This window comes from Gemmatimonadota bacterium (genome assembly GCA_040882465.1).
Classification (GTDB): Bacteria; Gemmatimonadota; Gemmatimonadetes; order Longimicrobiales; family Gaopeijiaceae; genus JBBEBG01.
Genome location: JBBEBG010000007.1, coordinates 99710 through 122246 on the forward strand (window position 1 = coordinate 99710; position 22537 = coordinate 122246).

15 protein-coding genes are annotated in these 22537 nt (G+C 67.9%); 7 read left to right on the top strand and 8 right to left on the bottom strand.

Annotated elements, in window-relative coordinates; genetic code table 11:
• Positions 1 to 47: 47 nt before the first annotated feature.
• The 6 genes from WEG36_02015 to WEG36_02040 form a co-directional block, all read right to left on the bottom strand.
• Positions 48 to 1964 carry a PQQ-binding-like beta-propeller repeat protein gene (locus tag WEG36_02015; GenBank protein MEX1256369.1) on the bottom strand — a complete coding sequence of 639 codons (1917 nt, stop codon included), beginning with the start codon at positions 1962 to 1964 and terminating at the stop codon, positions 48 to 50.
• Between the two features lie 86 nt (positions 1965 to 2050).
• Positions 2051 to 3124 (bottom strand): MBL fold metallo-hydrolase, encoded by a 1074-nt coding sequence (locus WEG36_02020; protein MEX1256370.1) that lies wholly within the window; start codon positions 3122 to 3124, stop codon positions 2051 to 2053.
• A gap of 59 nt (positions 3125 to 3183) precedes the next feature.
• On the bottom strand, positions 3184 to 4233 hold the full coding sequence (locus tag WEG36_02025; GenBank protein MEX1256371.1) for a cyclase family protein: 1050 nt from the start codon (positions 4231 to 4233) through the stop codon (positions 3184 to 3186).
• A gap of 73 nt (positions 4234 to 4306) precedes the next feature.
• Positions 4307 to 6442, bottom strand: coding sequence for an FAD-dependent oxidoreductase (locus WEG36_02030; protein MEX1256372.1), 2136 nt, complete (start codon positions 6440 to 6442; stop codon positions 4307 to 4309).
• A 30-nt stretch (positions 6443 to 6472) separates the two neighbouring features.
• Positions 6473 to 7564, bottom strand: a complete 1092-nt coding sequence (locus WEG36_02035; GenBank protein ID MEX1256373.1) for a hypothetical protein — start codon at positions 7562 to 7564, stop codon at positions 6473 to 6475.
• Positions 7561 to 9165: a hypothetical protein gene (locus WEG36_02040; GenBank protein ID MEX1256374.1), complete on the bottom strand. Its 1605-nt coding sequence runs from the start codon at positions 9163 to 9165 to the stop codon at positions 7561 to 7563. Before WEG36_02040 ends, WEG36_02035 begins: the two co-directional genes overlap by 4 nt.
• A 184-nt stretch (positions 9166 to 9349) precedes the next feature.
• Between WEG36_02040 and WEG36_02045 the strand changes: the two genes are divergently transcribed.
• On the top strand, positions 9350 to 11236 hold the full coding sequence (locus WEG36_02045; protein MEX1256375.1) for an ABC transporter ATP-binding protein: 1887 nt from the start codon (positions 9350 to 9352) through the stop codon (positions 11234 to 11236).
• Between the two features lie 12 nt (positions 11237 to 11248).
• Here the strand turns inward: WEG36_02045 and WEG36_02050 are convergent, their stop codons facing one another.
• Positions 11249 to 13705, bottom strand: coding sequence for a fused MFS/spermidine synthase (locus WEG36_02050; GenBank protein MEX1256376.1), 2457 nt, complete (start codon positions 13703 to 13705; stop codon positions 11249 to 11251).
• 291 nt (positions 13706 to 13996) lie between these two features.
• Here WEG36_02050 and WEG36_02055 point away from each other — a divergent pair, with 291 nt between their 5' ends.
• The 6 genes from WEG36_02055 (at position 13997) to WEG36_02080 (ending at position 21035) form a co-directional block, all read left to right on the top strand.
• Entirely contained in the window at positions 13997 to 14470 is a 474-nt protein-coding gene (locus tag WEG36_02055) for a hypothetical protein (protein MEX1256377.1), read from the top strand.
• 188 nt (positions 14471 to 14658) lie between these two features.
• On the top strand, positions 14659 to 15045 hold the full coding sequence (locus WEG36_02060) for a carboxypeptidase-like regulatory domain-containing protein (protein ID MEX1256378.1): 387 nt from the start codon (positions 14659 to 14661) through the stop codon (positions 15043 to 15045).
• 26 nt (positions 15046 to 15071) lie between these two features.
• Positions 15072 to 17978 (top strand): hypothetical protein, encoded by a 2907-nt coding sequence (locus WEG36_02065; GenBank protein MEX1256379.1) that lies wholly within the window; start codon positions 15072 to 15074, stop codon positions 17976 to 17978.
• A gap of 24 nt (positions 17979 to 18002) precedes the next feature.
• On the top strand, positions 18003 to 19205 hold the full coding sequence (locus WEG36_02070) for a CoA transferase (protein ID MEX1256380.1): 1203 nt from the start codon (positions 18003 to 18005) through the stop codon (positions 19203 to 19205).
• A 1-nt stretch (position 19206) separates the two neighbouring features.
• Positions 19207 to 20028, top strand: coding sequence for a peptidylprolyl isomerase (locus tag WEG36_02075; protein ID MEX1256381.1), 822 nt, complete (start codon positions 19207 to 19209; stop codon positions 20026 to 20028).
• Positions 20025 to 21035 (top strand): HupE/UreJ family protein, encoded by a 1011-nt coding sequence (locus WEG36_02080; protein MEX1256382.1) that lies wholly within the window; start codon positions 20025 to 20027, stop codon positions 21033 to 21035. The genes WEG36_02075 and WEG36_02080 overlap by 4 nt, the downstream gene beginning before the upstream one ends.
• Positions 21036 to 21068: 33 nt before the next feature.
• Here the strand turns inward: WEG36_02080 and WEG36_02085 are convergent, their stop codons facing one another.
• On the bottom strand, positions 21069 to 22502 hold the full coding sequence (locus tag WEG36_02085; GenBank protein MEX1256383.1) for a CapA family protein: 1434 nt from the start codon (positions 22500 to 22502) through the stop codon (positions 21069 to 21071).
• Positions 22503 to 22537: the final 35 nt, after the last annotated feature.

Consider the following 22537-nt stretch of genomic DNA (forward strand, 5'->3'; position numbering starts at 1 on the left):
GGCCTGGCCGCGCGCGCGCGGCCAGGCCTGAGAACCGAAGTGCGTCCTCAGGGAAGGGTGAAGACCACGAACTCGGCCGGCGCGCCCGGTCCGGCGACCGGTACCACGACGTAGGGCCGGCCGTCCAGCTCGTACGCCATGGGCATCCCTGTCTGCGATGCCGGAAGCTCGGCCTCCCAGAGGATCTCCCCCGTCATCTTGTCGTGCGCCCGGAAGGTCGGCGTTCCGCCCGCCCCTTCCCCGGCGAAGAGGACGTTTCGAGTCACCAGGAGCCCGGCGCGGGTCGCCCATCCGGTGCGCGGGACCTCGATTCCGGCGAGAAGCGGATTGTCTCGGATTCGCGCGGGAGTGTCCGCGTTCGCCACCTGCCAAAGAAGCTCGCCCTCGTTCAGGTCGATGGCGCTGATCCGCCCCCACGGTGGCTTCACGATGGGAATGCCCTGGACCGTCGGCGAGCCGAAGCGCCCGACTACATAGTCGATTTCCGCATCCGGCGGGGTCTCCGCCAGGGCGAGGACCGCTGGCGCCGTCTGCGAGGCGACGAAGAGCATCCCCGTCTCCGGATCCGCGACCGCGCCCTCCCAGTTCGCGCCCCCGGTGGTCCCCGGAAGGGTGATCGTCCCGGTCGACCCGTCCGGAGCGTTGACGAGCGACGCTCCCGCGAAGAGCCCGCCGAAGCGGACGTTCTCGAGTGCCGCCTCCGCGAGGGCTCTGATCTCGGGGGTGAAGTCCACGATGTCGTCGGGCCCGAACCCCTGGCGGTCGAACGCCGGGGGCCGGGTCGGAATGAGCTGGCTTTCCGCCATACGCTCGCCCGGGACGTCCGACGGGGGAACCGGAAACTCCACGAAGGGCCAAACCGGTTCGCCGGTCGCTCGATTGAAGACATAGGCGAAGCTCTGTTTGGTCACCTGCACGACGGCGGGCACCGTCTCACCGTCCACCTCGATGTCGATCAGGATCGGGGCCGTGGGGTTGTCCCAGTCCCAGACATCGTGGCGGAGGATCTGGTGATGCCACTCCCGCTCCCCCGTCTGGAGATTCAGCGCCAGGAGCGTCGAGGAAAAGAGATTGTCCCCGAGGCGGTGGCCTCCGTAATAGTCGCTCGTGGCCGCTTCGGTCGGGAGATAGACCAACCCGAACTCCTCGTCCACGGTGAAGGTAGGCCAGGCACCGGCGTTTCCCGTGTAATCCGCGGAGCCCTCTTCCCACGTTTCGTAGCCGAGCTCGCCCGGCCTGGGAATCGTGTGGAAGACCCACTTCAGAGCCCCCGTTTCGGCGTCGAAGGCCTGGATGTACCCGGGGATGTTCGCCCTCGAATTGGGGCGGAGCGAAGCGACGTGCGCCGCGCCGACGACCACGACCCCGCCGGCCACCACGGGGGGCGAGCTCGAGCCGACATCCGCGTCTTCGCGGTCGATCGGGCTTCCCCATTCGGCCTCGAGGGTGGCGCGAAGGTCCACGCGCCCACCCTCCCCGAAGCTCTCGATCTCCCACCCCGTCCGGGCATCGAGCAGAAAGAGCTGGAAGCCCGGCGTGATAACGTAGATCCGCCCTTCCCCGGCCGCGTTCTCGGCGTAGGCGACACCCCGCCCCGAGTTCTGGCGCGGCCCTTCCCTCTCTTCGGAGTTTCGCCAGGTCCACAGCGTTTCCCCGGTTGCGGCGTCGATCGCGGCGACGGAGCGGCGCGAACCCGCCGTCGTGTAGAGCACCCCGTTCACCATCAGAGGAGTGGCACGGAAGTTCGTTTCGGGGTTCGGGCCGAAGTTGCGCGCCGTCCAACGGAAGGCGACTTCGAGCTCGCCCACGTTCTCTTCGGTGAGAGCGGCGAGGGGAGAGAACCGGGTCGCGCCGGGATCACCGCCCCAGTGGCGCCATTCGCCATTGAGGGCTCCCGCCTGCGAGTGAGCCGGTTGAGCGAAGCCGATCAGAGCGAGCGCGGTCACGAGGATCGTACGATTCACGGTTTCTCCTGCGGAGTATCCACGAGGGGCGCGGATCGGGGCGCCTCTTACATCTACACGGTGGGAGCGGGCGCGGATCCGATGGCTCAACGCGCCTCATTCAGAAGCTCGTACCCGCGTACCACGGCGTCCACGTCCGCCCCGAGGCGCCTAGCGGCCGCAAAGTTGTCGCCATGCGCGCGCAGGTCAATGCGGGCCGCGGCTTCCTCGGCCGGAACGCCCGCGGCATGCATCTCCTGAATCTGGGCCCAGAGGTCGCGCATGTAGGCCTGCAGGCGGTCAATCTGCTGACGGTCGGTCACCACCCCGCCATGTCCGGGGAGGACCATCTCGAAGTCCAGCTCTTTCATTCGCTCGAGGGTGTCCGCCCAGTCGGAGAGGTAGGCCGTGCCCATGTACGGGATTCCTCCGTAAAAGAGATCGCCCGTCATGAGGAGGCGCTCCTCGGGAAGGTAGACCACGACATCGCCCGCCGTATGCCCCCGCCCGAGATGGATGATCTGGATCTCCCTGCCTCCCCGGACGAGGGTCATGCGGTCCCGGAGCGTGATCGTGGGGGGAGTGGGAACCACCGCGTTCGTGGCTTCCAGGAAGTTCTCCTGGATCAGGAGGCGCCCCTCTGCGGTCTCCCGCGCCTCCGGCGTTTCGGCCGCGGCGACCTGGGCGCGAAGCTGCTCGACCCGTTCGGGGATCGGCGCGAGGAACCTGGCGAAGGTCGGGCCGGTCAGGGAGAGCCCGTTCTCGAGCGCCCACCGCGTGTATTCATGCCCGATGATCTCCGCGCTCCCGACGTAGATCTGGTTCCCGTGCGCGTGGTCGAAGTGATAGTGCGTGCTCACCACGTACCGGATCGGCTTGTCGGTGATCGCCTCGAGCTCTTCGCGGAGCGCAAAAGCGGCCGCCGGCGAGACGTGCGTGTCCACGACGAGCACGTCTTCTTCGTTGACGATGACCGTCGCGTTCGAGAAGACCGTGAGGCTCCCCGTGCCGACCGCGAACCAGATCCCTGGACGGATCTCCTCGAAGGTGAAGGCGGACCCGACGTGCTCCGAGCCGGGAGGCGCCTGTGCCGCGAGGGGCGCCGCCGCCAGTGGCGCGGTCGCCAGTACGAGGATGGGAAGCGCCACCACCCACGGGGACCGGATCGAAATCGTCGTCATGATGCCTCTTCTGCTCTGGTTCGAGATGATGGGGAGGGCGGTGGCGCCGCCCGGTCCTGTCAGAAGGTCGCCAGTGCGTTGAAGGGAGCCGCCGTCCCTCCCACGATCTTGCTGATCTGCCAGGAGATCATGAACTCCCACCGCTGGAGGTTCGCCGCGACCTCGGCGGCATCCTCCAAGTACCCGTTATCCACGATCGGGAGCCCCAGGTTCACCTGGGTGAGCTGATGGATCGGGCGGTTGATCCCCTGGACGCCCGAGGGCTGCACGTCGTTCACCGCGTCCCCGACGAGGAGGGCGACGCCCCGCTCCTGGAGCCAGGGAAGGACCGAGGCATGGAGCCCGGCCCCGCCCTGCCCGTAGGCCCAGGGCCCTTCGGCCTCGCGGAGCGCCCACCGGCCGGTCCGAACCAGGAGCGCGTCCCCGGGCCCGACCCGCACGCCGGCGAACTCCTCCCAGGCTTCCAGGTCTTCCACGAAGATGGGCGTCGTCGGCTCGAGCCAGTCCACCCCCCGCAGGAGCGGGATGTCCACCAGGATGGCGCGGGTCACGTACCCCGGTCCCATCTTGTCTATCGAGAGGTCGTGGCACCCTTTCGTGGTGAGATTCTGCGGGTAGCCGTTGAAGATCACGAACTCCCCGTCCATCTCCTTCCGGTAGTGGCAGAGCGCGTCCATGTGGGACAGCATCCCGTCGTGGAGCGAGAACTGGATCTCGTCGAGCGCGAAGGTCGGCTCTCCCTGCGCGTTCAGGCGGCTCATCCAATAACGCGTCTCCCCGAAGGCCTGCGAGTCCATCGCCTCTTCGGTCGTGACGAAGTGCTGGAGGGTGACCGTGATCCCCTCACGGACGAGCCCCGCCGCGTCCCGCGTCTTTTCCGGCGTGATGAGGTTGAAGGTCCCGCGCTGGTCGTCCGGTCCCCACCGCCCCCAATTCGACAACTCCTCCTCCCACCTGGCGAGTGTTTCGAGCGTCACGAGGACGTCCGGATCCTGCGTGGCCGGGTGCGGCTGGAATTGCGCCTGCTGGGCGGCGAGCGGCGTGGGCGACGCCCCGTGGGACGCGAGAGCGGCGGCGACCAGACTTAAGGCGGCGGCGATCCTTTTCATGGGACGCATCTCACGAAGTGGGCTCGGGTCCTAAAAGAGGTGGGGGAGCTGGGCCGCCTGGCCCGAAGGGCGGTCACCTCCGGCGCCAGACATGATAACGTTCCACCAGCCGAAGGACACGCTCGGGCGCGTGGGTCCGCTTCCAGACCCCCGCGGCCATTTTGTTGGCCTCCGCGAGGGTCGGATACGCGTGCACGGTCCCGAGGATCTTATTCAGCCCGATGCCGTGCTTCATGGCGAGGGCGAGCTCGGCGACCAGCTCGCCCGCCCGCTCTCCCACGACCGTCGCCCCCAGGATTCGATCCTTCCCCGGCCGGGTGAGAATCTTCACGAACCCGACGGCCTCCTCGTCCGCGATCGCGCGGTCGAGCCCGGCCAGGTCGTAGCGGGTGACCTGCACTTCGACCCCCCGCTTCGCCGCTTGCCGCTCGTTGAGTCCCACGCGTGCGACCTCGGGATCCGTGAAGGTGACGAGGGGGAGGACCGAGTAGTCCACTCGAAACCGCTTGAACGGGTTCGAAAAGAGGGAATTCACCGCCGCGTGCCACGCCTGGTGCGACGCCGCGTGCGTGAACTGGTACGGCCCGACACAGTCGCCGCAGGCGAAGATCGTCGGCACCCGGGTCCGGAGCATCTCATCCGTCTCGATCCGGCCGTCCTTGAGCGTGACACCGACTTCTTCGAGCCCGAATCCCTCCACTCGCGCCTTGCGCCCGACGGCGACGAGGAGGTGGTCGAAGGCGAATCGGGCGGTCCCGCCCTCGTGTTCGGCATAGGCCACCTTCTCTCCCCCCTCGTGGGCAAAGCGAACCACACGGTGCCCGGTGTGGAGGTCCACCCCCTCTTCGCGCATGCGCCCCTCCACGAGGGCGGAGGCGTCTTCGTCTTCAGTCACGAGGATCCGCGGAAGGACCTCGAGCTGCGTGACCGGCACCCCGAGCCGCTGAAAGCTCTGGGCGAGCTCGCATCCCACGGGGCCGCACCCCAGGACGAGAAGCCGCCCGGGGTGTTCGGTGAGCGTCCAGATCGTCTCCGAGGTGAAGTACCCGACCTCGTCCAGCCCCGGGATCGCCGGCACGAATGGCCCCGCACCGGTTGCGATCACGATGTGACGGGTCGTGAGTGTCTCCCCCTTCACTTCGACGGACCAGGGGCCCGTCACGCGGGCTTCCCCCTGGATCACCTCGACGCCCAGACCCTCGTAGCGTTCGACCGAATCGTGCGGCTCGATCCGGGCGATGACTCTTCGCACGCGTGCCATCAGCTCCGGGAAGTCGTGGCGTTCGTTCGCGTCCGCGAATCCCAGCGCCCGATGGCGCTTCACATCGTGAGCGAAGCGGGCCGAGCGGATCAGCGTCTTCGAGGGAACGCACCCCGTGTTCAGGCAGTCGCCGCCCATCTTCTCCCGTTCGATGAGCGTGACCTTCGCCTTCACCGCCGCCGCGATGTACGCGGTGACCAGCCCCGCCGCCCCCGCCCCGACCACGATCAGATTCCGGTCGAAGCGCTTCGGCTTCATCCAGCCGCGGAGCGCGCGCCCGCTCTCGAGCCCGCGTGCGGTCCAGCGTGCGACCAGGGGGAAGACGCCCAGGAGGGCGAAGGCCCCGAGGAGGCCCGGAGAGAGGATCCCCCCGAGCGACTCGATCTGCGCGATCCGCGTCCCCGCGTTCACATAGACCATCGACCCCGCGAGCATCCCGATCTGGCTCACCAGGTAGAAGGTCACGGCCTTCATCGGGGTCAGCGCCATCAGGAGATTGATCGCGAAGAAGGGAAAGACGGGGACGAGGCGGAGCATGAAGAGGTAGAACGCCCCGTCCCTCTCCACCCCCTCGTTCGCTGCCCTGAGTTGGCTCCCGAAGCGGTTCTGCACGGCGTCGCGGAACAAGAACCGTCCGACCAGGAAGGCGAGGGTGGCTCCGATCGTGGACGCGAAGGAAACGACGATCGTCCCGGTGACGAACCCGAGGATCGCGCCCCCGGCGAGCGTCATGATCGCAGCTCCGGGAAGGGAGAGCCCGGCCATGATCACGTACGCGGCGAAATAGCCTCCAATGGTGGTCCAGGGGTTCTCGCGGTAAAACCCGTCGAGCTCGGCCTGCCGGGCCTTCAGGGATTCGAGGGAAAAGAGCTCCGCCAGATCGAAGACGAAGAAACCCGCGACCGCCGCGGCGACGAGCACGGCGAGGAGGAGCCTCTTCACCGTCACCGGCGAACGGAGCTCATGAACCGCGGGGGATCAACGCGTGGAGTCCGGAGTGGCGGTCACCGGGCAGGCGGCCCCGTCGTTCGCGGGTGGAAGGAGGTCGGTCGCGCTGAGGCCGAGCCTCTCGCGGAAGAGTTCGTCGCCGGGAGCGTTCAGGGACCAATACGCGAGCCGCTCCGTCGAGAGGAGACTCGCCGCGTCGCCCGTCGCCGTCTCCCACCCCAGGATCCGGCGGGGGAAGGCGGTCTCCACGTCGTATCGCCGCCAATAGTCGCCGGCCTCGAGAAGGAAGTGGGTGACCGGGACGCCTTCGCGCTCCCCGTTCTTGCGGGAGATCGTCGCCTCGACCGGCTGGGTGGGGCCGTGGTTCGCGCGGAGGCGCCAGAGCTCGGGGACGATCCAACCCGTCCAGTCCCCTCCGCCGCTGAAGGGACCGTCGAGCTCCCGAAGCTGAATCGGGAGGGCGTCCTCGAAGAGCGTTCCCTCGGGGAGGGTCGTCTCGATGAGGCTCTCTCCCTCGTCGGCGAAGTAAGAGAGGCGCAGAGACCGGAGCCGCCCCGGACCCGGCCAGATCCGATGCGAGACGCTTCCGCACCACTCCTGCACGTCGAGGTTGATGCGGACCGGCTGGAACCGAATGTCCCCCCAGGCCTCCACCGGGACGAAGGTCGAAGCCATCACCGAGTACGGATAGATCCCGGTGAGGAAGTGCGTGCTTCGAATGAGCTTCATCACCTCGACCCGGTTCGGCGACTCCGCCCGGTCATCTTTGACCCAGGTGCGCCGGTCGTGCGGCTCCGTCACGTAAATGAGCGAAGTCACCCCTTCGCGTGGCGCGCCGTAACGCGACACCGTCACGCTGTATCCGGAAAGCTCGGCCTGCCCATCTCCCCAGTGCGCCCAGAAGTCGTCCGAGGCGCCGGCGCGGGGAGAGCCGGGGAGCCCCGAGAAACCATCGAGGTCTCCGAGGAGTGCCCCCTCGAGCGGAGTCCAATCGGGCGCACATCCGGCCGCGCCGAAGCAAGCCGCGGCGAGGAGGCAGCCAGCGCGACGGCGGGTGGCCGGGCCGGGGGTGCGTCCGGCCGGGGCAACGCCGCCCGGAAAAGAGACGATTCGCCTTTTCAACGCGCCGCCCAGGCCCTCGCCGCCACGAGGTCGGGACGGTCCGCGTCCGCCCCCTCGAGCAGAGCCAGGAGGCTGCGGTAGTACGTTCCGGCCGCTGCCGCGTCGCCCGCGGCCTCCGCGGCGCGCGCCGCGCCGAAGAGCGCCCTCGCCCGGTTCTGTTCCGTCGAAAGTGTCCGCCGGTACGCCTCGAGTGCCGCCTGTGGCTGACCCAACTCGAGGAGGAGGTCGCCGAGGAGTTCCGCCGCGGGGAGGAGGGGTCCCGGCGTGACCGGATGTTTTTCCACCGTCCCCTCGAGGTCCGCCGCTTCATTCGCGAGACGAAGGGCCGTCGCGTCGTCCCCTGCCCCGCGCGCGATCCACGCCTCGGCGGCGAGGCGCTGCGCCCCGACGACCGTCGCCCAGTAGGCGTCGTTCATCTCGCGCAACTGACCCTCGAGCGCGCCGAGCGCGGCCGCCTCCACGCGCGCCTCCTCGACGCGCCCGCTCCGCGCGGCCCCGAGGGCGCGCGCAAAGCGAGAGACGGCTTCGACATAGGGGAGGGCCCCGACCGGGATCGGCACCGCCGCCGCGTCCTCCCACCGATTTCTCTCTAGCGCGTACCGAGCCTGCATCGCCGCGAAGTTGTAGCCGATGAGGCCCCCATAAAAGCGGTCGGGAATGTCACGCGCGCGCGCCACGACCGCCCCCGCCTCTTGGTCCCGCCCGAGCTGGAGGTACGCGTAAACCATGTAGTCGAGTGGATGCACGGCCGCGTCCGGGTCCGGCTCGGCCGCCGCGGAGCGTGCGTTCAGCTCGATGGACTCCTCCCAGTGCCCGAGCCGGGTGAAGATGTGGGTGGGCATGTGGAGTGCGTGCGGCGCGTCCGGCGCGATGTCCGCGTAACGGAGGGCCGCGCCGAGCCCCTCTTCCGCGATCGCGGGTGCGTCGAAGGCGTGGATCAGGTAGTGCGCGATTCCCGGATGGTCGGGGCGCTCCTGGTAGAGCGGCTCCATGATCTCGGCGGCCGCTAGCTGGCGCGAAAAGGTCAGGTCGTTGGGGGGCGCGTTCCCGATCACGATCCGCCCATAAAAGATCTTGGCTTCCGGATCGTCCGGATTCGCTTCCATCACCACGCGCATGGCCTCCTCGTGCGCGCGGAGGCGGTCCATGTGACCAACCTCGGGGTGCCCATCGTACAAGGCCGCGGCGGCATCGAGATAACCCCGTTCACGCGGTGTGATCGAGCCGGAAAGAGCCTCGGCGGCCGCGAGCGCCGCCCGCGCCGCTTCCACGCGCGCGTCCGGGGGAGCCGCGCGCGTCATCGGGTTTCCCCACATCGTCATCGCGGTCCCCCAATGGGCCATGGCGCAATTCGGATCGAGCCGCAGGACCTCGGCAAAGGTCGCTTCCGCCTCCTCGAACCAGAACGAGTGCAACATCGCCACAGCGTCCTCGAAGACGGGTTGGGCCGTCGCGGAGCAGGAGGTCGGAAAGGTGACAGTCCCGATCCCGGGCTCATCGCCGACCGGGGGCGCTTCTTCGGCGGGGCGGCACGCGGAAAGGAGAAGGAAAGCGAAGAACGGAACGGCGAGCGAGGTCGGGTTACGCGGGAGTCTGGGCATGGTCGTCTCTCAGGGTCACGGTGAAAGCCGCGCCGGGAGCCGGGAAACTTCGCTGCCGGGAGTGCGGCGCTCGGGTGCAAAATACGCTCCGAGCCGGCGAGAAGTAAGGTGCGGACGGCTGAGTCGGCCGCCTCCCCGAATCCGCCGGGGTACCCTACGGAACCGCACGGGGTAAGAGCCCGCCATGTCCGAGACCGCCCCCCCCTCCGAGGAGGGGAAAAAAAAGAAGAAAAAGCTCCAGCTCTCCAGCGTGACCAGGGAGGCGAAGGAGCTCCTCTGGCGTTACCGAACGACGCTGGCGATCGGCTTCAGCCTCATGATCGTGAACCGGGCTGCCCAGTTCGTCCTTCCCCTGTCGTCCGGCTATCTGATCGACAACATCCTGGTGAATGGGAACGCCGATCTCCTTCTCCCCCTCGCCCTGGCCGTCGGTGGGGCCACGGTGGTGCAGGCCTTGACCTCCTTCGGCCTAAGTCAGGTCGTCAGTGTCGCGGGCCAACGAGCGATCGCCGACATGCGCCGCAGGGTCCAGGCACACATCCTCTGGATGCCGACATCCTATTTCGATCGGACGAAAAGCGGCGTCCTCATCACGCGCGTGATGGAGGACGCCGACGGCATCCGGAACCTCATCGGGACGGGGATCATCCAGCTCGTTGGAGGCTTCCTCACGGCCGGGGCGGCCCTTGGGGTTCTTTTCTGGCTGAACTGGCAGATGACGATCGTCGCGATCTCCCTCCTCGCAGGATTCTCCGGAATCATGATTTACGCGTTTCGGAAGCTCCGCCCGATCTTCAGGCGGCGCTACGAGATCCAGGCGCGTGTAACGGGACGACTCGGCGAGGCGCTTGGAGGCGTCCGGACGCTCAAGGTCTACACGGCGGAGAGACGGGAGGGACGCATCTTTACGAAGGGGGTCTTCGACCTCTTCCGGAACATCGCCGGTACGATCACGGGAACGAGTGCCGTCCAGGCCGCCTCGACCGTGATCGTGGGCGCGATCGGCGTCCTGATCATGCTGATGGGAGGTGGCGCGATCCTGGACGGATCCATGACCATCGGTGACCTCGTCATGTACATCTTCTTCGTGGGGCTCATGGCGGCGCCGCTCGTCCAGATGGCGGGGGTCGGAACGCAGATCACCGACGCCTTCGCCGGGCTGGACCGGATCCGCGAGCTTCTCGAGCTCCCGACGGAACGGGACGACGACGCGAGCCGGTCTCGAGTTCCCGAGCTCCGGGGGGAGGTGACCTTCGAAGAGGCCTGGTACGAATACGAGCCCGGCATCCCCGTGCTTAAGGGCGTCTCCTTTCATGCGCCGGCGGGAACAACGACGGCTCTCGTGGGACCTTCCGGGTCCGGCAAGTCCACCCTCGTCTCCCTCGTCCTCGCCTTCGGGAATCCAGCGAGTGGGCGCGTGCTTGTGGACCGAAAGGACATCCAGACCCTTCGCCTCGACGACTATCGTTCGCAGCTCGGCGTTGTTCTCCAGGACAACTTCCTCTTCGACGGGACGATCCGGGAGAACATCGGATTTTCGAAACCGGGCGCCACGGACGATGAGGTCCGGACCGCGGCCCGCATCGCGAATGCGGACGAATTCATCGAGCGATTCGAAGCGGGCTACGACACGATCGTCGGGGAGCGCGGGGTCAAGCTCTCGGGTGGCCAGCGCCAGCGGGTGGCGATCGCCCGCGCGATCCTCGCGGATCCCCGGATCCTCGTCCTCGACGAGGCGACCTCCTCTCTCGATTCGGAGTCCGAGGCGCTCATTCGGGAGGGGTTGAGGGCGCTCCGGCGCGGGAGGACGACTTTCGTCATCGCGCACCGGCTCTCGACGATCATCTCCGCGGACCAGATCCTCGTCCTGGACGGAGGCCGGATCGTGGAGCGCGGAGACCATTCGACCCTCCGGTGGGCCGGCGGGCTGTACCAGCGGCTGTACGAAATGCAGTACCGCGTCGAAACCGACACCTTCGTGAATCCGGGCGAAGAGCTCAGGGATCCGGAGGCGGAAGCGGACGCCGGCGGCGCCGCGCCCGGCCGGGCCTCTTCGAGTCGAGGCCGCTGAGCTCGGGCGTCCTTATTTCCCCATTGCCTGCCGTTCGAGGCGTGCGATCCGCTCGGGGTCTCCGATGAAGAGGTCGTCCGGGAAGGTCGCGTAGGACATGATCTGCCGATAAGTCAGGTCCTGCTGCCGCAAATTGAGGTCCCGCCCGGCGAGGTATTGGAGCCGCAGGTTCCGGTCCCGGGTCACCTCGGCGTCGGAAAGCCATTCCGTGAGGTCCGGCCCGTCCCCCGCGTAGGTCGCAAAGAGATAGTCCACCGGATAGTAGCCCACCTCCACCAGCGAATTCCGGACTGGCGTGTATTCGGGACGGAGGAGGCGGGCGTCGAGCTCGGCGAGGTCCACGCGGGTCGGCTCCACCTGCCCCATCAGCACCAGGTCGTACCCCTGCCCCTGGAGCGTATTCGCCCAAACGGTCGCATTCGGGAAGGCCTCCACGAACGTCGCGATCTCGCTCTTCACCGCGGCGAGTCCCGCCTCGTAGAGCTGGACGAAGAGGGTGACGACCCCGCCCGGATTGAGCCGCCGCTTCAGGAGATCGAAGAATTCGGCCGTATACAGGGTGGCGGCACCCTTAACCCACGGGTCGAATGGGTCGGAGGTGATCGCGTCGAAGGTCTCGTCGGTCGTGAGGAGGAAGTGCCGCGCGTCGTCCACGATCACTTCGACTTTCGGATTGTCCACGACACCGAAATTGTGTTCGCTGAAGTACGTGGAAACGACCTCGGGGACGAGCCGTTCCAACTCCACGATGGTCACCTTTTGGACGGCCGGATCGATGCTCACCGACCCCGCGGTCACGCCGGCCCCGAGCCCGATCACCATCACCGAGCTCGGATCGTCCGGAATCAAGGTCGTCAGGTGCCCAAGGAGCCGCTGGAGGCGCATGTCCTGCGGCTCGCTCGAGGCCTGAACCTTCCCCGCGCTGTGGTAGTTCAGGGCTCCCGTCGTAGTGCGGGACACCGCGAGAGAGGCGTGTGTCCCCTCCCCCACGTAAAAGATATCGCCCTCGTAACCGAGCCATCCCGGAGTGAATCGCCCGTATGCGACGAGAATCCCGGGCACCGGGGCCACGCTCGCGCCGAGGAGAATCGCGAGCGCGATCGCCGCCGCGCCGCGAATCCATCCGTCCGCGCGAATGACGAGCTTTCCCCCCTGCATCAGCTGCGGCACGAGCAGGAGGAGCGCGCTCAGGGCGGCGACGGCGATGAGGAGGCGCTGGGCCGACTGGGTGCCGATCGTCCCGATCAGGAGAAGCGCGGCGACGAGGGACCCGACGATCGCGCCCAAGGTGTTCGACGCGTACACGACGCCGACGAGGCGCGCCGGGTCCTGGTCCCGCCCCGCCACGGCGGCGAGCGCGAGCGGGAAGCTCGCGCCCCAGAGCACCGCTCCTGGAAGGACCGTCCAGAGCGCCCGCACGAAGTCGAGCTGGAAGGTGAAAACCGCGTCGCTCGCGAGCGAGGGATTCACGGGCCAGAAGGGGAGCGCCTGCGTGAGGGAATACGCCGCCCAGGCAAAACCCGCCACGAGAAGGAGCTGGCACCACCCAAGAGCGGTCCGGGGATTTTCGAGGGTGCGGGCCAGGAAGGATCCCGCTCCACTCCCGATCCCCAGCCCGAGCAAGAATGCCGCGAGGATGAGGGAAAAGGTGTAGACCGTTCCGCCCAGCATCAGGGAGAGGACACGGGTCCAGATCACTTCGGCGCCGAGCGCGGTGAGCCCGGAAAGTCCGATCGCCACGAGAACGGGCCAGGATCCGGGAGGGATTCCAACTGGAGCGGCCTCGCCGATGGCTCGCTCTCCCGCGTATGCGGTGCGGGACGCAAGCAGGGCACCCACGACGGCGACGAGGATGTTCAGCCCCGCCGCGGCCAGAGTCGCGACCGTCATATCGTGCACGCGGAGGAGGTAGAACCCGGCCAGGAGGCACCCGAAGACGGCCCCGCCGATGTTGCCCGCGTAAAAGAAGCCGAGCCACGACACCCCCTTCGGCGTCGCCTCGACCCACCGCGCAATGGCGGGAAGGGTCGCACCCATGAGGATCGTGGGCGGGAGAAGACAGATCGCGCTGACGATCGCGCGCGTCGTGAATCCGACCCACCCGCCGCCGCCGATCGCCGTGTAGAGCCCACCGATCCAGGGGAGTCCGGCGAGAATGAGGAGGCCGAAGAGCGCGATCCCCCCTTCGAGCGCGGCGTATACCATGAGCGGATGCCGCGCGCGCGGAATGAAGCGCGGGAGGGCGATGCTCCCGATGCACATTCCCCCCATGAAGGTCGCGAGGAGCACGCCGAGAGAGATCGCGGACGAGCCGATAATCAGGCTCAGAAGCTGGAACCAGACGACCTGGTAGATGAGCGCCGCCGCTCCGCTTCCCACGAAGAGGAGGAGGAGTGCGGGAAGGAAGGGCGGTGACGACGCGGAAGCTCTGGGTTCCGTCGTCGAAATCGCGCGCTCGCTGGGTTGCATGATCTCCTTCGCCTCGGTCGTTGGTTCGGGTCTGGCCCGCCGGGGGGACTCTCCGGGAACCGGGGCCGTCAACATGACACCCGGAGGGTCATGGAGGTTGGCCGCGCGCCGGGCTCGCTCCCTGCGGCTCCGCACGGAATGAAAAAACGTGGTGGCGGGACAATTGTGAAGGGCGGCCCCCCGCGCCAGCCCCGCGAACGATTTTCGTCCCGCGCGTGTCTCAATGGTTGGAACGGTCGCACTTGGGCAGGACGCCGTGCCACCCCTCGAAGACTTCAGGAGTCTGGAACCATGAATCGCTTGATCATGCCGACGCTCGTGTTGGCCCTCGTGGCCTTCCCGTCGCTGGCGGATGCGCAGGGACGCGGTCCAGGCCGCGGAGGAATGGGCGGGATGATGCAGAACCCCGTCGCGCTCATTATCACCAACGCGGACAGCCTTCAGCTGGGACTCACCGCCGAGGAAGTCACGCAGCTCACCACAGTCCGGGACGAGCTCACCGCGGAGAACCAGCCCCACCAGGCGGCGCTTCAGCAGCTCATGGCGGGGATCCAGGGTGGGGGCGGCCCGCCGGACCCGTCGGTCATGGGGCAGATCCAAGAGCACATGGGCCCGATTCAGCAGAACAATGCCGCGGCGGTCACCCGCGTCCGCGGGCTCCTCTCGGCCGAGCAAATGACGAAGATTGACGCGATGCTCGCCGCGGGGCGCGGTGGACGTGGCACGGGTGCTGCCGGAGGTGGACAAGGCGGCACGCCGGGGTGACCCCTTAGACCGCCTCGAGCACACGCCCCGCCGGACCCGGTGCTCCTGGGCCCGGCGGGGCTTCGCATTCGTCGGATGGTCAGGCCCGCGAGGGCTTCGCGATTTCCCACCCGGGATTCCCCGCCCCGCCTTGCGCGCGCCGCCAGGGCCCCGCCATTCTCGGTCAGGTGACCCGAACCCCCCGGAGCATGCTCCGTCCTTCCCGCTTTGCGATTCCCTCGGCCCTTTTGGCCGTCGCCCTGGCCTCGCCTTCCTCGATGGAAGGGCAGAACCCCGCCACTGAAGCGGGTGCGGCGGCCGGCCAGGTCATCCAGGCGGTCACGACCAGAGGGATCATGGGCGCCCTCCTGCTGGCTCTCGACAGCGAGGGCGAAGTCGTGGGACGCGGCCTCTCCGGTCGAGACGGATTCTTCACGATCGCCCTCCCCCCCGGCGGTCCGTATCGGCTCGAGGTCGAATCCATGGGTTACCGCATCGCGACGGCGGATTCGCTTCGGATCAGCGTCGCCGACACCCTCCGGCTCCCACCGATCCATCTCCTGCCGGACACCGCCTCGAACCCGCGGGAACCTTAGGTGGGTCGTCCCGCGTACATCGAGCCATGAGTCAAACATGCCGCCGCGCCTTTCTCACCACCCTGTTTGCGGGGGCAGTGTTCGGTCCCGCCGGCGCACTCTCGGGACAGGTCACGGAGCCAGACTCCGGGGCCGACCGACTGGCGTGGATGGCGGGGGCCCTGCAAAACGTACTCCAGAATCGCGACTACCCGGCCGTTCTTGTCGTGGCCGCGCTGAATCGGATGGCCGAGAGCGGCGATGAGAGCGCTCTGGCCGCCGCCGCCCCACTCATCTCGGCGCTCTCGTCCCCGTCCGTGCCCTCCGCCCGGCTCAGATCGTGCCGCTCGGATCGTGATCCCGTCGAGGGTACACTCTGTGCACTCGAGACCCTCCTTCCCCTGACGTCGCCCCTCCTTGGAAAGGAGCTCACCGAGGAGGGCGCGCGCTTCGTCTCTTCTTTTTTGCGGCCCGGCGAAGTGGCGCCGGCCGGTGACGTCACCGCGAGCATGGGACCTTTCCAGCGCTACGCGGAGGAAGTACTCGGAGCAGCGTGGACCCTCGCGGGATCCGAACGGACGGACCCAGCGGGAACCGGGTCTTTCGCGAACGCGATCGAGGGCGTGTTCGGATTTTCTCCCGGCACGGAGGCATCCCAGGTACTCTCCCGCGTCCCCGAGCTTCGCGAGTTTCTCGCCCACTACCCCACGATCTCGCAACTCGCGGACGGCGCCCGGTCCCCGCAGGGTGTCCTGAGGGAGTATCAGAGCTTTCTCACTTCGCTCACTTCGTCGATCGGTGTCGCACTGGCCGGGGTTCCCTCCGCGCAGAGGACAGGGGACCCGTCGGGCTCGACGCTCGGGTGGGCCACCCAGCGCGTCTTCTCCTTTCTCGCCGCGGAATCGGCGACATACGCCGGGCTCGACGCGGCCGCCGCGGAACGGATACGCACCATCGGAGGCGCGGCGGCCGACCTCCAGTTGGGGGCGTCTTCGTTCGCCTCCACGCTGGTGTCCGCCGGGCGGGACGCGGCGCTCGCCGCCCTCGGCGGAAACGTCCTGGGTGTGGCTGCCAGCGTAACCGCTTTTTTTGGAGGGACCGGACGTGGATTCGGGCCCAACGCGGCAGTTGAGCTTCGAAGCCTCCGAGAGGGAATCGCCGCGATGCACACGGAAGTCGACGCGCGTCTCGATGGGGTGGACGCACGGTTCGACGAAGTATTTTCGACGCTCGACGGACGTTTCGTCACACTCGAGCGGCTCGTGGCGTCGAACAGCACCAATCTTCGCAGTGACTTCGCGGAGATTCATGCCGCGGTCGTCTCCCTGTCTCGTCGGATGGACCGACTGGAGGAAAACGTCCAGAGCTACATGCAAGCTGGATTCGATCGGGAATACAATCGCACACTCGTCCGCTGCCTCGAGCATCGGGAGCGGTACCTTCCTCCTTTGGACGAGATGGATTTCGGGGTTTTCTCGGAGTGCCTCGCCGACTTCCGATCCCGTGCGTCCCTGGACGCGAGGGATGCGCTCCTCACGGACCGCACCACCCCGCTCGACAACGGGTCCCTCGCCGAGGCCTTTGCGGACCCTTCTCTGGAGAATCTCGCCCGTCGCCTCCCCCTCCTCGGCCGCGTGGCCGAGCTGCGTTATGGATATCCGGCCGTCATCCGGGGGAAGGCGCTCGCGAATCCCATCGAATGGGCCGTGGCGGCCCAAGCCTACCTTAGGATGCTCCAGGACTGGCCCGGTCATGCCCGTGCGGTCGCGCCCGGAGACCTGGAGGCCATCCTGGCCGTGGGTGCCGAGCTCCAGGAGGCTCTCGAGAGCCTCTCCGTGGACCCCACGACCGGCGTGGGTGGCGACCTCCTCGCGAGGGTCTTGCGGGAGTACGAGGGCTATGTTCGCGCCCTGACCTCCGAAGCGGACATTCTCGCCCAGCGCCATCGGCAGGCCCAGCTTCGCCGGATACCTCTGACGGAGATCCTCACGCGCATCGATCCGCCGGCGCCGGGCGCGCCTTCGTTGCCGATTCCTCCGAGGCTTTCCCAAGCCGTCCCGCAAGCCGTGTGGACAGCGGCGATCCTCAACCTCGGCGAGGCTTCCTTCGTTTACCGCCTCTCTCTCGAGGATGCGGTCGTCCGTGAAAATTTTCGCCGACGCTTCTTGATCTTCGGGAAGCGCCACGACCGGGTCACCTCCACCAGAGTCCACGTAGACGTGGAGCTGAGATTCTCCGGGCGCGGGACAATCGCGCGCTACGCGCTCACCGGGCCCTGGGTGGTTCGGCTGCGCGAGGAGATGTCCGGCGGCGAGACGAGCGAGGACGTCGTCTCAGCCTCGATGCTGATTTCCGACCCAGGTTCTCACTTCGTCACTCAGATCTGGCCGGAGCTCTCACGGGAAGAGGATGCCTGGGAGGTCCCGATGCCTTCGCCTGCCCCGCTGGAGGATCTCAAATTGGCGATCGAGGCGGAGCTTCGCCGTCACGGTTCGGTGGCGGCAGCCAGTGTCTTTTCGGCGGCCTGCGCGGGGAACGTCGTGGACCCGGCAATGTCGGCCTCCGATCGGGGGTCGGTGTCGCGAATCGAAGTCGCACTGGACGGACTCACCCTGACTCGCTCGCTTTTCGGCGCCTACGCGCGCCTTGCCCTTCCCCAGTCGGTCGCCCTCGACGGGGACCTTGCCGCAGCGCTCGATGGGGACGAAGCGTTGCTCGATCGACCCCGCCTCTGTCACGCCTTCGCTGCAGGTGAGAACCCCCTCCGCCTCGTCTGGCTCGAAGAGGAGCCGCAGCGGCGGGTCGAACATCTCTCCGGACTCCTGAACTCCATCCTCACCGTCGAGAACGCCGTCCCCAAACCGCTTCTGGTCATGGGCGCGACGCTGCGGCAGGTTGAGGCCGCCACACGGATTCAGCGCCTCCGCACCATTGCCGCGAGGGTGGCGCGTTAGTGTGAGTGTTGGGAGCAGTCGTCCATGACGGCACCCCTAGCGGGGATCCGAGTCTGCGACGTCACCCAAAACCTCGCCGGCCCCTTCTGCGCGCAGATTCTGGGCGACCTCGGGGCGGAGGTCATCAAGGTCGAGCCGCCCGGAGGCGACCTGGGGCGCGCCTGGGGCCCACCCTTCTGGGGAAGCGCGGGGGTTCTTTTCCTCTCGGTGAACCGCGGAAAGCGGAGCATCGTGCTCGATCTCAAACGCCCGGAGGGACGCGAAGTCCTTCACCGGATCGCGCGGGGATGCGACGTCTTCCTCCAATCCGCGCGGCTCAGCGTGCCCGAGCGTTTGGGGTGTGATTACGACGCGATCCGGGGGGTGCGGGAGGACGTGATCCACCTCTCCGTCACCGCCTTCGGAGGGCGGGGCCCGCTCCGGGATTTTCCCGGCTACGATCCGCTCATCCAGGCGTATTCCGGGATCATGTCGGTGACCGGTCATCCGGGAGGAGAGCCGGCGCGGGTGGGCGGGTCAGTCGTGGATTATGGGACCGGAATGTGGGCGGCCATCGCGGTCCTCGCCGCGCTTCGCACGCGCGACGCGACCGGGAAAGGAGCGCGCCTCGAAACCGCCCTCCTCGACACCGCGGTCGGCTGGATCTCTTACCACATCATGGGTTACCTCGCGACCGGTCGGGTCCCGGGTCCGATGGGATCGGGGCTCGATGCGATCGTCCCCTATCAGGCCTTTCCGACGAGCGATGGTTCCGTCATGATCGCCGCGGGAAACGACGCGATCTTCCGGCGGCTCTGCGAGGCGCTCGGCGTCCCCGAGGTTGCGCGGGACTCCCGTTTCGCAACGAATCCGTCGCGGGTGGCGCACCGCGAAGAGCTCGTGCCCCTGATCGCGAGCCATACCCGCACGCTCACCACGCGGGACCTCGTGGAAAGGACGAGGCGCCACTCCGTGCCCACATCGCCGATCCAGGACATCGCGCAGGTCGCCGCCGACGCCCAGGTGGCCGCCGCCGAGCTGGTCACACCGGCTCCTCACCCGGAAGCCGGCAACTACCAGGATATCTCGATTCCGCTGAGGATCGATGGCGCGCGTCCCCGGGGAAGCTCCGGCCCCCCGCTGGCGGGCGAGCACACGGTCGCTATTCTCTCCGAGCTGGGTTACTCCGAGGCCGAACGCCGCCACCTCCTCGACGAGGGAATCGCGGCCGCGACCGAGGACCCTTAGCGTGCCCGAGCGCTCCCGGCTTTCCCGCGTCCTCCGCGAGCCGACTCTCCACTTCGCCCTGGGCGCCGCGCTCCTCTTCGGCATCGCCTGGGTCTTCGGCTCGCGCGCAAACGTCGTCGAAGTGGACCGCGGTCTCGTCGAGTGGGAGATCCTCCAGGTGGAGACGCTGCGGGGCGCGCCCCTCTCAGCCGCGGAGCGCGCGGACATCGAGGAGGGCGTGATCAACGAGCGCGTCCTCGTGCGGGAAGCGCTCGCCCTCGGGCTCGACGACGACGAACGAATTCACGATCTCCTCGTCCAGAAGATGCTCCACGTCCTGAGCGCGGACGTGATCCAGCCGAGCGAAGCCGAGCTCGAGGCCTACTTCGAGGCGGATCCGATGCGTTACGCCAACCCGGCGTCGGTCACCGTCGAAGAGCTGGTCCTGCTCACGCAGGACGCCCTTCCCTCGTCGCTCGCCACGCAGCTCGAGCGCGGAGTCCCCCTCTCGGAGATCCAGACCGGCGTGCCCAGGACCGGGGGAGGCCTTCGCGACGTTCCGCGCGAGGATCTCGCGGTGATCTTCGACGGGGCGACGGCGGACGCGGCCTTCGCGGCGGACATCGGTCGATGGGTAGGGCCCTATCTTTCGGCGCGGGGGCAACACTGGCTCCGAACCACGGAGAGGACCGACGCGGTGCCCCGCCCCCTCGAGGTCGTGCGCGAGATGGTCCGGCTCGATTGGATCACGGAAGAAGAGGAGGCGCGCCTTTCCGAGCGGATCGCGGAGATTCGCGAACGTTACACGATCGTTTTTGTGGGCGGAGAGGAAGGAACGCCGTGAGCCGACGCACTCTCTTCTTACTTCTCGCCATCTGCGCACCGGCACTTCCCTCCCCCGCGGCCGCCCACGACGTGGACGTCACCGGCGTCGCCCGCATCTTTTTCGACCAACTGGGAGAACGCCGCTACCTCCTCTCCATCGTGGATCGTCAGGTCCCGCCGATCCTCGACCCCGAGGGGATCCTCCCGGCCGGCTGCACCCTCATCGACGCGGACGAGGATGGCCTCGACCTCGTCGCCGGTTTCGCCTTCGAGTGCATGCGCGGTCTGACCCTCGACGACACGATCGTCCTTCCGTGGAACCTCGCGGGGGTCGTCGCGCTGGCGCGGTGGAGCGACGGGACGGACGCTTCGGCGTATTTCCCCGGGAAAGGCGGCACGATTCCGATCCGGTTCGCGGAGCTTCGGGCCGAAGCGGGATCGAGCGCCGGCCTCGCCGCCGACTTTTTCGCCCTGGGGGTGGAGCACATCGTCTTCGGTCTCGATCATCTCCTCTTCGTCCTCGGCCTCCTCCTCCTCGTCCGCGGCGTCGGCCCTCTCGCGGCGACGATCACCGCGTTTACCGTCGCGCACTCCCTTACCCTGGCCGCAGCCGTCCTCGGCGTCGTCCCCGTCTCGCCCGGCCCGGTCGAAGCCGCGATCGCTCTCTCGATCGTGCTCCTCGCGCGGGAGATCGTGACCGGTCACCGGGGTGAGCGGCATCTGGTGCACCGCGCTCCCTGGCTCGTGGCCTTCGGATTCGGGCTCCTGCACGGACTGGGGTTCGCGGGAGCGCTCGGCGAGATCGGGCTCCGGGGAAACGACCTTCCGGTGGCCCTTCTCTCCTTCAACGTGGGGGTGGAGGCGGGCCAGCTCGTCTTCGTGGGGGCCCTGCTCGCCGTAAACCGGATCGTCCCCGGAACCGCGCGGGGCCGCATCCCGAAGCTCGAGCCCACGCTCGGCTACGCGCTGGGAGCGCTCGCGATGTTCTGGTTCCTGGGGCGCCTGCCGGCCGTCTGGGGAGCGTGACCGCCCCCGGCCCTTCGCCGCCCCGGTTCGGCCCTAGGGCGCGGACCTCGATCGAATCACACCCACATTCCCTTCGATCGCGATCTGCGTTCCGAAGGGGGAGGACAGGTCCTGAAGACGCTCGAGAATGCGCCGCGCCGTCTCGGGGGATGCCGGTCGGGGGATTCCCCGTTTCGCCAATCGCGGCTCCTCGTATCCCAACTCGACCGGGTGGAGACGCACCTCGGCGAGCTCCCCTCCCTCGAAGGTGCTAACCGCGATGACGCTCTCGTATTTCACCGGGAAGGGGCATCCGACGCACTGGTCGCGGGTCGGATCCCCCCGCCCCGCGATCCCGATCACGTCCATCTGTCGGATGAATTCCCCGAGACCGTAAAAGATCGGCCGGTTCCGGTAAATCTCGATTCCCCTCAGCGCGTGCACGCCGGTGCCCTGGTAGAGGTCGGCCCCGGCATCAATCACCGCGTGGGCGAGCTCGATGTGGAAGTCGGGGATGCTCGAGTTCGTGTCGAGGTGTTCGGCCTCGGCCACCCCGTCGCCTCGATATCCCCCCCTCGTGTCATGAAAGTGGTGAGAATGGATGGCGAAGGACACGAAGTCGGAGCGGAGCTTTCCCTCACGGACAGCCGCGACCAGGTCGTCGAAATCTCCCTGGTTCATCTGGAAGGAGAAGTGGGGCTCGGTCGTCCCGGGTGGCGCCTTCCGGAAGGCATTCCCGATGAGGGAGATCTGGGTGTCCGAGTTCGCGCCGCGCGCGTAGAAGCCGGTCCCGCTGGGAAAGTCGTCGCGCAACGTCTGGATCGCCCCCCACCGGTCCTCGGGAACCATGAAGGACCGGCCCACGCGGAGCGCGCTGATCCCGCCGCGACCGAGCCACTCGCCGCCGCCGGGCGCGGCATCGATCTGGTTGGCCCCATCCCGGGCGAAGGTGGCGACCATCCCGACCCGGCCCCGGGCGCTCGTGTAGTACCTCGCGGCCCGCGCCGCCGCGTAGCTGTTTCCGACGCCCGTGTACTGCATCCCCACCCGATCGAGCTGCCGACTCGTCTCGTTCACCCCCTCGATCCAGAAATCGGTCGAGTGATTGTTCGGGCGCGCCATGATGTCGAAGCCCATCTCCACGAGCCAATCCGCCGCGCTCGGCTCCCCGCCGAACCCCCCGGGCGCCGACGTCTGAAGGACCCGCCCATCCACGATGTTCCCCTCGAGGTTCCCGGTCGCCACGTCGGCGCTCCGCAGGATCCCGACCACCTCCCCGAAGCCCGGATCGCTCATCTCGTGGGCGAGGGAATAGGCGAGGATCACGTCTCCGACCACCGCGATCGTGAAGCCGTCGTCCACCGTCGTCGCGAGCTCGGGATCGGCCGCACCCGCGGCACCTTGCTGGAGCCCGAAGAGCAACGAAGGGGCGAAAAGGGAGCCCGCGAGGAACAAGGCCACCGCGGTAGCCACAGGGCGAAGACGCATGAATCCCTCCGTGTCAGGGCGCGGGGTCAGGGCGC

What these genes read in the sequence shown, in the direction of transcription:
- WEG36_02020 (MEX1256370.1), bottom strand. Translation starts at nt 3,124, where the DNA reads ATGACGACGATTTCGATCCGGTCCCCGTGGGTGGTGGCGCTTCCCATC.
- WEG36_02025 (MEX1256371.1), bottom strand. Translation starts at nt 4,233, where the DNA reads ATGAAAAGGATCGCCGCCGCCTTAAGTCTGGTCGCCGCCGCTCTCGCG.
- WEG36_02040 (MEX1256374.1), bottom strand. Translation starts at nt 9,165, where the DNA reads ATGCCCAGACTCCCGCGTAACCCGACCTCGCTCGCCGTTCCGTTCTTC.
- WEG36_02045 (MEX1256375.1), top strand. Translation starts at nt 9,350, where the DNA reads ATGTCCGAGACCGCCCCCCCCTCCGAGGAGGGGAAAAAAAAGAAGAAA.
- WEG36_02050 (MEX1256376.1), bottom strand. Translation starts at nt 13,705, where the DNA reads ATGCAACCCAGCGAGCGCGCGATTTCGACGACGGAACCCAGAGCTTCC.
- WEG36_02055 (MEX1256377.1), top strand. Translation starts at nt 13,997, where the DNA reads ATGAATCGCTTGATCATGCCGACGCTCGTGTTGGCCCTCGTGGCCTTC.
- WEG36_02060 (MEX1256378.1), top strand. Translation starts at nt 14,659, where the DNA reads ATGCTCCGTCCTTCCCGCTTTGCGATTCCCTCGGCCCTTTTGGCCGTC.
- WEG36_02065 (MEX1256379.1), top strand. Translation starts at nt 15,072, where the DNA reads ATGAGTCAAACATGCCGCCGCGCCTTTCTCACCACCCTGTTTGCGGGG.
- WEG36_02070 (MEX1256380.1), top strand. Translation starts at nt 18,003, where the DNA reads ATGACGGCACCCCTAGCGGGGATCCGAGTCTGCGACGTCACCCAAAAC.
- WEG36_02085 (MEX1256383.1), bottom strand. Translation starts at nt 22,502, where the DNA reads ATGCGTCTTCGCCCTGTGGCTACCGCGGTGGCCTTGTTCCTCGCGGGC.